Raw genomic sequence first — 9428 nt, 5'->3', positions numbered from 1 at the left:
ACACATGGGTAGAGCACTTTTCATCGGTCGTTTCCAGCCCTTCCACCTGGGACACTACAAGGCGATAGAGTGGATACTTTCTAGAGAGGAAGACGTAGTTATAGGGATCGGTAGCGCCCAGGTGAGCTATGAACCCAGAAACCCCTTTACAGCTGGAGAGAGAGCCCTCATGATACGGGACACACTCAGAGACACAAACCTATTGGGACACACACTTATTGTCATGATACCGGATACTATATCAGAGCACACAAAATGGGTCTGTAACATAAGGACATTTTCCCCAAAGTTTGAGGTAGTATATACAAACGACGAGCTATCCCGGATGCTACTGGAGGAGGCAGGAATACATGTAGAACCGATTCCGTTTTTCGAGAGGGAGAGATACTCGGGGACAAGAATAAGACAGCTCATGGCCCAGCAAAATCCCGAGTGGCGGAGCCTAGTTCCGGCGCAAACAGCGAGAATCGTCGATTCGATAAAAGGCGAGGAGCGCGTCCGTATGCTCTACAAGATAGCACAGTTAATATAAGATTCATTTACGGTGCTTGTGGCGCGTCTAGTAATTGTGAGAGGTGCTGCAGTAACCACAATTATACCCGTCGTCTCCAGGGTATTAAGAGGAAAGAAACTCGAGAAAGCTTCATGGGAACAAAGCCACCCCTCCCAGGGAATGTAGAACCTAGCACAGGACTAACAAATCCATTTTTCGAAGAACAGTTGTCTAGCTTAAATATGCAAAATATGCGGCCGCCGGGATTTGAACCCGGGTTCTGCGGCGTGGAAGGCCGCCATCCTTCCAGACTAGACCACGGCCGCCATGTCAATACTTTCTCCTATCTCCATCTTATTTAATTTTTTCTCGAAAACGAACACCCAGTTACCGGAGGCCAAGAATGGAAGTTAATGAACCCCCTCCTCCCTGGCCACCTGCTAGCAGGGCTCTCACCGCCCTTCTGCCCCGTGCCTCCCCATAGCATGAGCCTGAAGACAGGTGCCATGTCGTTATCTCGCCGGTTGTCAGTTCTTTTATCGTGCTCTCGGCGGCTTTGCACCCCAACCTAGGACTGGTACACCTTGTCCTTAGGAAATACGAGTAAGACATTACAGGAACAACAGGCCATTTTTCACAGAGCTGAGGGTTTGAGGCTAGGGATATCACGAGAAAAATTTTAAATAGATAAATAACAGTGTCCCAATGTAATGGCAACAGCATACGTTCTGATTAACTGTGACATAGGTAAGGAGAGAGCTGTCCTGGAGGAATTAAAGAAGGTACCGGGGGTAATTGAGGCAAATCTCCTCTACGGCGTCTACGACATCATTGTAAAGATAGTCGGTAAAGACGATAAAGAGGTACGGGAAGTTGTACTCACTAGGATACGGATGCTCCCAGGTGTTAGGAGGACGCTGACCATGCCAGTCGTAGAGGTTTAGTCTCTGAACGAAATGTTTTTATATTACTTTCTAACCCCCCTCCGACAGAAAGCCCTCATGTTATTTCTTTTAGAAAAAGCGAGTTCCTCCACGTGAGGTGCAAGGCCTGCGGCGGGTTAGTGGTTATCGACCCCCGAGGATACTACGTCTGCTCCCAATGCGGCCTGGTCATTGAGTACAGCGTGGACTCCAAAACCGTCCATTCGTCCGCCAGCGAGAAGCGCGTACTCCCACTTGACGGAGAGTATGTTCGTAGAATCGAGCGACTCGAGCTCGTCACAGGCGACCATGAAAAGGATCGCGTGTGGAAGATGCTCGGTAAAGTCGCTTATGAATTCGGCCTTAGCGAAGCCAGAGAACGCATTCTCAAGGAGTACAAACACCTTGTACGGCGCTACGGTGTAAAAAAGAAAACGGCGCTCTTGGCGTTCCTCGTCTACCTTGAGGCCAGGAGGAGGAACCCGAGAATCAACGTCCGATGGGTCGTAAGTGTCTTCCGCAAGCACGGAATGAGGTTGCGGCTTGCTGATATGTTGAAAATATTTCCTACTGCGCGGCAGGCAGGTCTACTCAGGGATGACTGGAACTACGAGCTAGAAGTGCTCCTCGCTAGAGCCAAGGAGGTGTTCCCTAACGTGATGATTGAGGAACACGTAAGAAAAATCATAGCCAAGATTCGCCCCCTCGTGGGCGGTAGGAGCAAGAGGAATGTTATAGCAGCAACAATCGTTTTGATACTCCGCAAGCTTGGAGTGAGCAGAGACCTCTACTTCTTCTCTAGAGTGTTCCAGGTGCCCTACTCGTCTCTCCGCGCAAATGTTCGCTTACTCGAGTCACTTTTCCTCGAAACCGGTCTCGAGGAGTACTTGAGCTATTTTCCTGTAGCGGAGTATGCACGGGATAGCACACAGAAAACCCCTCCAGTGGCCGTAGATGACCCAGCTCTTGTTGGCCAGGCACTCTCTCAGTGCCACGAGTGACAGGAGGTCTTCCTCCCCCTCTACAAAAACCACAGATCTCCCATTTGGGGGTGTTGTCTTTATAGCCTGTGCTACAGCCTCATAGCACTCGGGCGATATAGTTCCGGGTGTGTTCCTGCACGCGTACTCTGCCTCAGATTCAAGGCCTTCGAGCTTCAAGCCCCGGCGAGTTCTGCCGTCGATTATAGCTACGTTGGTGTAGCCGTAAACATTGAAGTTCCTCGAGACAATATCACCCACAGTAATTATGAATGGTCTTCTACCAATCCCCATCCTCTCGCTTAATTCAAACACTGTGGTTACAGAGTCTGGCGGATCCTTGAATATCAGAAAACCCCAGCCATACGAGAGCTCTCTGCGGGCAACCTCGCGCATTACAAGGGGCACGCTAAACCTTAGGGGAAAATCTTAAATAAACGTTTCTCGTGAACATGTGTGGCGGAGGCCCGGGTGGTGTAGCCTGGTCTAACACGCCGGCCTGTGGACGGGGGTAGAGCCCGGCAAAAAGCCGGTGAACCCGAGTTCAAATCTCGGCCCGGGCCCTTTTACGTATTTTGTAAATGGAGTTTACCGCCACGTCACCTGCTTGTGTAGCCGGTATATTCTCAGTACGAAGAGCATATTAAGGGCTATAGGGGCCAAAGAAGGGTACTTATAAGTTGGGGAGCCGACATTGGGCCACGATGTGTCTGAGTGCTTGAAGAGGGCCGGGCGTATTCGCCTACAGAAGCGTCTCGGACAGCATCTGCTCGTCGACAGGCATTATATAGACCTCTTTGTCGGGGCAACAGGTAGCCCCCGCGTAGTATACGAGATCGGGTGCGGGCTGGGTAGCCTCACAATGCCGCTGGCAGAGCGCGCAGAGTATGTTTTCTGTAGTGAAATAGACCCTGGACTTGCTTCCCTCCTGAGAGAGTGCAGTCAGTGGGCCAGCAACGTAGACGTGTTATTGTCGGATGCTATGTGCCTCGAGCTGAGCCGAAGTAGACACGTCGTGGTCTCTAACACGCCATTCTATCTCTCGTCAGAGGTAGTATCACTGCTGTGCAGGGATGGTTCCTTGGAGTATGCAGTTCTCGGCGTCCAGAAGGAGGTAGGAGATAGGCTACTAGCCCAGCCCGGCTCGAGGAAATATGGCAGACTGTCAGTCATAGCCCAGCTCTGTTTCAGCGTAGAGAAGCTATTCATAATACCGAGCAGTGCATACATACCAAGACCGGAAGTAGACACAATGGTCGTCAGGCTAACACCAACAAGAGCCTTCACACAAGAATTTCTCGAAAGACTTGAGGAGTTTACACGCAGAGTATTTCCCTACAGAAAGAAGAAATTTTCAACGGGATTGTCGCTGGGCCTAGGAGTCAGTCGCGTCCAAGCCAAAGAGTTGCTCTCAGATCTGGGAATAGATCCAGAGAAGAGGGTGTATGAAATTTCTCCACGAGAGGTGGCCAAGATCGTTAGCTACCTAGCCCTTCAGGCCTAATGCCTTGAGCTCCTCTGGAGCGAATGTTCGTCCGGCCTCTGTCCTGGGCACATACGCGCCACCTGCGAAAGTGTACCCACACTTCTTGCACGACCATATGCCCACACTAACCCTCTTAAGCGTCCCAACAGTCTGGCAGCGAGGACACCTGTGCTTAGCCTTCATTTTAGCCTCTATAGTTGCCACTTTTTTCCTGAGTGTAGAGCCGTAGCGCGCACCAAACCTCCCAGCCCTGCCAGCGATTTTTGTTCGCCTACCCATTATTCTCAACCACCTTGCTTGAGAGAAACGTCCAAATATATTCTTTGTGCCCGGTGGTCATCACAGCCCTCCCTGGCCGTGGCTGGCATCCTTCTATCACTGCTGAGTGGGGAGCATCTGGAGCAGGCCCTTGGAGGCCTCTAAAGCCATGTCCCGTGCCTTTAACAGCTCGCTTGGCTTGAACGAGCCTTCACCGCTCTTTTGGATTGCACAGATCCTCCCATCTTCCGTTATACTGAAGGTTACCCTTGCGTCGCTGATTACCTCCTCCTCGAATGATGGGTCTATAACTAAGTACTCCCCTACTTTGGCCACAGTTACATACACAATTTTACCCTTCACTGGTAACGGCATCTTCTCGTCTAGGATAGTTATCTTACTGTTCTCGACGCTGGTTTTAGGAACTTTCGCGTTGAGAAGAGCACTCATAGCCGCTAGGCCAGCCGCGTCAAGAATATTCCCGGAGTAGTCTAGTGGGTAAATGTCTATAAACACAGACCAAACTTTCGACCCAGGTATTATGACGAGTTTTGAAAGGTCTAAGACACCTGCGCTTCTTAGACCTCTGTCAACAACCCTAGCCAGTTCAATGTCCTCCTCGCCTGGAGGCCCTGGCTCGAAGAAGGGCGAGGCCAGCGGCGAGAGTTCGGCGTTAACTATCAGTACTCCCTCATCTGGTGTATCAGCAAAGGGTGAGCCAATTCCGAGTTTAACGCCAGCTATTACCTTAGTATCGCCTATTCTCACGATCGCGGATCCCTCGGCTTTGCCGATAACTCCCACTTCCAGACTAATAGGCCTAAACTCATCGGGCCTTCTTCCGTCGAGCCTCTCTCCCTTCTTAAGAGAGGCGAGGATCAGTTCCCGCTTAATCACGGGGATCGTCCTAAGCCTTGACGCGATTTCACTCATTCTTCATCTACCTCCTGTCTAACAGCTTCATATTTACTCCTTAGAGCTCTAACTTGTTCCTCGTAAATCCTCCTGATAGCTTTCGAAGCCATAGATATTGCCTGCTCTATCTCCTGTGGGGTATATATACCATCGGCCTGTATTAGCGTTATTTCCCCGAGCTTCGGCATCATGGCAATAGGCATGTCGCCATCGCCGTACTGGTCTTCTAGACCGTTGATATCCAGTACGAGAACATTACCAATTTTCCCAACAGCTATTGCGGCAACGAGGTCACGCATGGCTATCCCGGCATCTGCTAGAGCTACTGAGGCAGCTATAATGCTTGCAGTTCTAGTGCCCCCGTCAGCCTCCAGTATGTTTATGAAGACGTCAATAGCCGTTCTCGGGTACTCGTTGAGGAATATTGCTGGTGCTAGAGCCTCGCGTATAACCTTCGAGAGTTCTATCTCCCTGCGCGAGGGTTGTGGGCTCTTCCTGTCAGCAACACTGAAGGGCAACATAGTATACTTACAGCGCAGAAGTGCCCTGTCGCTTAGAGCTTCATGCCTGGGTGTGGCCTCACGGGGGCCGTAAACTGCAGATATAACCTTGTTGTTGCCTAGTTCTACGTAAGCTGACCCGTCAGCGTTTCTGAGAACCCCTGCTTCTATCCTCAACCGGCGCATCTCGTCAGGCAGACGTCCATCTACCCTCCTGCCATTCTCATCGAGTAATTTTACTGGTGCTCTAGCTTTGGTCATCCTCTCAACCTCTCAGAAATAAACTCCTTAATCCTCTCAGTGAGCCCAGTCACGTGAGCTTCTGCATCTATCTTCTTGATCGCGAGAACCGCCAATTCTTCTTTGAATGGATCATCGCCGACAACGACGATCCTGCCGTTCTGCCCCACTATGAGTTTGACGCCGAGCATTTCCTCTATCAGGGAAACCATAGATCCTTTCCTCCCGATTATCCTAGCAACCTTCTGAGGGCTAATCTCGACTAGAGAGCCTTTGGGTATCTTTCCAAGCTTAGATTCCTTGATACTTAGTACGGGATCCTTAGTATAGTCAAAGTAGATGACTTTCGCGAGAATCAAGTCTCCTTCATCCAGGATCTTGGCCAACTCGTTCCTGGATATGCTCACCGGCTTAGATGTGACCTCACTCACGGGGAGGATAGCCTCGTATGGAGAGTTTATGTCGACCACCCAGTTGGTGAAACCTACCTCGGTGACTTTTCCTATTACCCTGTGCCCCTCAACTGGGATATACTTGCCTTTAAGAGGGATGACCCTTATTACCTTGCGCTCCTGGTCTATGTAAACGACGCCGAGAACCTTTGAGTAGAATTTCTTATTGACCCGGTACACGTGTCCCTCTATGCTAAACCTGCCCTGCTCACCGATAGGATCCCCAGGCAAAACGATTTGCCTATCCTTAACATACAAGCTCATACATTCACACCTGCTCTGTCCTTAGTAGCTTTACCTCCCCTTGTCCCTTCGTAAGGCTCGCAACCATCTCCATGAGCGATGTCTGCATCCCAGCAGGTATCTCGAGTTCTACACTAAGGGAACCGTCGGAGGCATAACTCTCTCTCAATATTTTCCCCACTTTAGTGAGTGCTCCATGAACCTTCCCGACATACACTGCAGGGACGTGAACAGCCACTATAGCTCTCGCCACCTTCAGGGGTAGGATCATCCGCAGGGCCTTCAAAATGTCGTTAACCTGGACTTCTACAGGCTTAAATGGGTCAATGCTAACCTTGGCCTCTTCAAGTGCAAGCTCAATTCTCTTTGGAGGAATAGGGGAGTTGGTTCTAGGATCAATAGTATTACGGGATAAGAACTCTATGATCTGGCGCTTCTTAGCTTCGATAAGCTCCCGGCGTTGCTCTGTGGTCAGTAAAAGCTCCCCTTTCTTGATAATAGTCTCAGCTATCACGTAGGGATCCGTTGTCCCAAAGATCTTCTTGAGATCTACCTCAGAGGCCTTCAACCCTTGTTTTGCGTCCGAGTATATGAACTCGCCCTCCATGACTTCCCGTATATTTACTTTCTCACCATTTTTCAACGCCCAAGCCTTCTCCGCGTCAACAAACACTTCAAACTTTTTCCCACTTTTTTCCAGTCTCGCGATGCTAAGCTTCTTCTTCGACATAAGATTTCAAAGAAACCAATAATCCCCTTAAATATTAAGTTATATTACTAGAGCTTGGAGATAAGTTCCCTGACTTCACTCATAGTAAATATCTTGAACGTTTTATCATAGATGTCTATCTTAGCAAGTTCTATGTTCTCTGCCGAGAACCCCTCTTCCATGGCCTCCCTAAGCCCGCGGAGTGCCAGCATGACTGCCTCCTCGATCTTTATGTCCTCGCGATATTCCTTGGTGAAGAGGTCTATAGCTTTCTGGGCCCCGGCACCAATAGCTCTGGCCTTACACCTCAGGTAGGTTCCTCCGGGATCTGTCTGTATGAGGTGAGATCCCTTCCTATCGATACCCGCAAAGAGGAAAGCCACGCCAAACGGCCTCACGCCACCGTGCTGAGTGTACATCTGTTTTATGTCACATATACGCTTTACGAGGAGCTCGATGGGTATGGGCTCCCCGTAGATTAGACGGTGAGTCTGAGCGTAGATGCGAGCCTGGTCTATCAGAACACGAGCGTCACCGAAAAGCCCTGCAAAAGCCACGCCTACGTGATCGTCTATTTTCTTTATTTTCTCGGTACCTTCTACAAGAGGAGAAGCGCTTCTCTTCTCAACAGCGAGAACAACACCGTCAGAAGCTTTCACGCCTAAAGCGGTCATCCCCCTCTTAACCGCTTCATAGGCATACTCGACTTGATAGAGCCTACCCTCGGGGCTGAATATCGTTATAGCCCTGTCATATCCTGCCATGGGAGCTGCCGGAAACATGTCTCTAGCCACCTCTTTCTTTCCACAGTATAGCCCCCTATATTTTTATGCCTTTACCCATTCTCTCAAGCCCTAGCCTAGAGCGCTCTGAGCATAGACTCTCTGTCCTCGAGGGAGCTCGTACATGGCAAGGGACTTAGCAGGGCCAGAAAGAGGCATGAAAACTAAAGCTTTTTAAGATGTACAACCAGATCCAACTCTTGAACAAGGTATGAGCACACGCCCAGAAGAAGCAGGTAATATTAAGGTTGGGTCATTTATAGTCATAGACGGAGAACCCTGTAAAGTCGTTGAGGTGGAGAAGAGTAAGACGGGGAAACACGGCTCTGCGAAGGCTAGGATTGTTGGCATAGGATTCTTCGACGGAGCAAAGAGAAGTATTGTAGTCCCCACGGATGCCAAGGTTGACGTGCCAGTGATCAGGAAGTTTAACGCTCAAGTAGTGTCAATGTCTGGCGGCTACCTACAGCTCATGAGCCTAGAGGACTATAATACTTTTGAGGTTCCAATGCCAGCTGAGGAGGAGATAAAAAACAAGCTCACAGAGGGCGTAGAGGTGGAAGTCTGGGAAGTTATGGGACGCTATAAAATAATGCGTGTCAGGAGCTAAGGTTTTTATCTGCATCAATGTTCCTTACTTGGATGATGACCCAGGCAGGCCACGACCCCTAAAAGGATAGGGGATGAATGCGATCTTGAGTGCTGAACGCTTTACGGGAGCAATAATGGTACAGCTTCCTTTAAAACCGTTTAAATACTCAGCGCTAAGTATTTACTCTTGTGGAAAAAGGCCCTAGAAAACCCTGCAGGCGCGGCGTCGTGGGTGGCACGTTCTCCTTACTACACGAGGGCCATAAACACCTTCTGAGTAGCGCTGCAAGGCTCTCTGAAACCTTATTGGTAGGCATCACATCAGATAAGTTTGCTAGCCGTAAGAGGCATCCCGTCGAGCCTTTTACCGAGCGGGCTTCCGCAGTTCTCAACTACCTCACGAAGTATGATCCGGAGCTCAAAGTTGAAATTGTAGAAATTGGGGACGTGTATGGATCAGCCGTTGATGATGCATTAGCTGACTGCATCTTTATTTCTGAGGAAACCGTATATGGAGCCTTCCTAATAAACACCCTCAGGAGGATTAAAGGTCTCCCCCCGCTACGAGTCTACGCCGTGGAAATTCTAACTGTAGATGGTGTAAAGCTCTCAAGTACTATTCTTTGGCAGAGGAGGGCTCAGAAATAATCCTTGGAAATAGCTTAGTTCTGAAGGTTTCCACGGCAAACACAGACAATATTATGAGAGCCAGGAATACCCCCAGTCCTATAATGTCTCTCACAATACCGGTGAAGCTTTTCGCTACTATCTCCACTATGATTACAAATGCTAGTAGTAACAGCCAAGCCGCAACCATCATGGATCCACTAACAGCTAGCACACTTCCCATCTTCAT

The 9428-nt window shown here is 49.6% G+C and carries 13 protein-coding genes and 2 tRNA genes; 6 read left to right on the top strand and 9 right to left on the bottom strand.

Going from position 1 to position 9428, the window contains the following annotated elements; translation table 11 throughout:
• Positions 1-4: 4 nt before the first annotated feature.
• Positions 5-532: a nicotinamide-nucleotide adenylyltransferase gene (locus IG193_RS04980; protein ID WP_192818116.1), complete on the top strand. Its 528-nt coding sequence runs from the start codon at positions 5-7 to the stop codon at positions 530-532.
• Between the two features lie 213 nt (positions 533-745).
• On the opposite strand, the gene IG193_RS04975 is transcribed toward IG193_RS04980, so the two are convergent.
• A tRNA-Gly gene (locus tag IG193_RS04975) sits at positions 746-819 on the bottom strand.
• A gap of 384 nt (positions 820-1203) precedes the next feature.
• Between IG193_RS04975 and IG193_RS04970 the strand changes: the two genes are divergently transcribed.
• Entirely contained in the window at positions 1204-1437 is a 234-nt protein-coding gene (locus tag IG193_RS04970; RefSeq protein ID WP_192818115.1) for an Lrp/AsnC family transcriptional regulator, read from the top strand.
• Between the two features lie 833 nt (positions 1438-2270).
• On the opposite strand, the gene IG193_RS04965 is transcribed toward IG193_RS04970, so the two are convergent.
• A complete protein-coding gene (locus IG193_RS04965) occupies positions 2271-2804 on the bottom strand; it encodes a DUF359 domain-containing protein (RefSeq protein ID WP_192818114.1) in 534 nt (177 codons plus the stop codon).
• Positions 2805-2861: 57 nt separating this feature from the next.
• On the opposite strand from IG193_RS04965, the gene IG193_RS04960 reads away from it, so the two are divergent.
• Positions 2862-2959, top strand: a tRNA-His gene (locus IG193_RS04960).
• 143 nt (positions 2960-3102) lie between these two features.
• Positions 3103-3900: a 16S rRNA (adenine(1518)-N(6)/adenine(1519)-N(6))-dimethyltransferase RsmA gene (rsmA, locus tag IG193_RS04955; RefSeq protein ID WP_192818113.1), complete on the top strand. Its 798-nt coding sequence runs from the start codon at positions 3103-3105 to the stop codon at positions 3898-3900.
• On the opposite strand, the gene IG193_RS04950 is transcribed toward rsmA, so the two are convergent.
• From IG193_RS04950 to psmA, 6 genes are all read right to left on the bottom strand, one after another.
• Entirely contained in the window at positions 3883-4161 is a 279-nt protein-coding gene (locus IG193_RS04950) for a 50S ribosomal protein L37ae (protein ID WP_192818112.1), read from the bottom strand. The two genes, rsmA and IG193_RS04950, sit on opposite strands and share 18 nt — an antisense overlap.
• Before the next feature lie 96 nt (positions 4162-4257).
• Positions 4258-5073: an exosome complex protein Rrp42 gene (gene rrp42, locus IG193_RS04945; protein WP_192818111.1), complete on the bottom strand. Its 816-nt coding sequence runs from the start codon at positions 5071-5073 to the stop codon at positions 4258-4260.
• Complete coding sequence (gene rrp41 / locus IG193_RS04940) at positions 5070-5816, bottom strand: exosome complex exonuclease Rrp41 (RefSeq protein WP_192818110.1); 747 nt, start codon at positions 5814-5816, stop codon at positions 5070-5072. The genes rrp42 and rrp41 overlap by 4 nt, the downstream gene beginning before the upstream one ends.
• Positions 5813-6511 carry an exosome complex RNA-binding protein Rrp4 gene (gene rrp4, locus IG193_RS04935; RefSeq protein WP_192818109.1) on the bottom strand — a complete coding sequence of 233 codons (699 nt, stop codon included), beginning with the start codon at positions 6509-6511 and terminating at the stop codon, positions 5813-5815. The genes rrp41 and rrp4 overlap by 4 nt, the downstream gene beginning before the upstream one ends.
• A 4-nt stretch (positions 6512-6515) precedes the next feature.
• Entirely contained in the window at positions 6516-7220 is a 705-nt protein-coding gene (locus IG193_RS04930) for a ribosome assembly factor SBDS (protein WP_192818108.1), read from the bottom strand.
• A 47-nt stretch (positions 7221-7267) separates the two neighbouring features.
• Positions 7268-7981 (bottom strand): archaeal proteasome endopeptidase complex subunit alpha, encoded by a 714-nt coding sequence (psmA, locus tag IG193_RS04925; RefSeq protein ID WP_192818107.1) that lies wholly within the window; start codon positions 7979-7981, stop codon positions 7268-7270.
• A gap of 211 nt (positions 7982-8192) precedes the next feature.
• Between psmA and IG193_RS04920 the strand changes: the two genes are divergently transcribed.
• Both IG193_RS04920 and IG193_RS04915 read left to right on the top strand, forming a co-directional pair.
• Positions 8193-8591 (top strand): translation initiation factor IF-5A, encoded by a 399-nt coding sequence (locus IG193_RS04920; protein WP_192818106.1) that lies wholly within the window; start codon positions 8193-8195, stop codon positions 8589-8591.
• Positions 8592-8761: 170 nt separating this feature from the next.
• Entirely contained in the window at positions 8762-9220 is a 459-nt protein-coding gene (locus IG193_RS04915) for a pantetheine-phosphate adenylyltransferase (protein ID WP_192818105.1), read from the top strand.
• Here the strand turns inward: IG193_RS04915 and IG193_RS04910 are convergent.
• Positions 9189-9428, bottom strand: a complete 240-nt coding sequence (locus IG193_RS04910) for a hypothetical protein (RefSeq protein ID WP_192818104.1) — start codon at positions 9426-9428, stop codon at positions 9189-9191. The two genes, IG193_RS04915 and IG193_RS04910, sit on opposite strands and share 32 nt — an antisense overlap.

Origin of the sequence: Infirmifilum lucidum, from assembly GCF_014876775.1 — an archaeon.
Lineage (GTDB): Archaea > Thermoproteota > Thermoprotei > Thermofilales > Thermofilaceae > Thermofilum > Thermofilum lucidum.
Note: the sequence above shows the minus strand (reverse complement) of the source record. Positions and strands in the feature narration are given on the sequence as shown.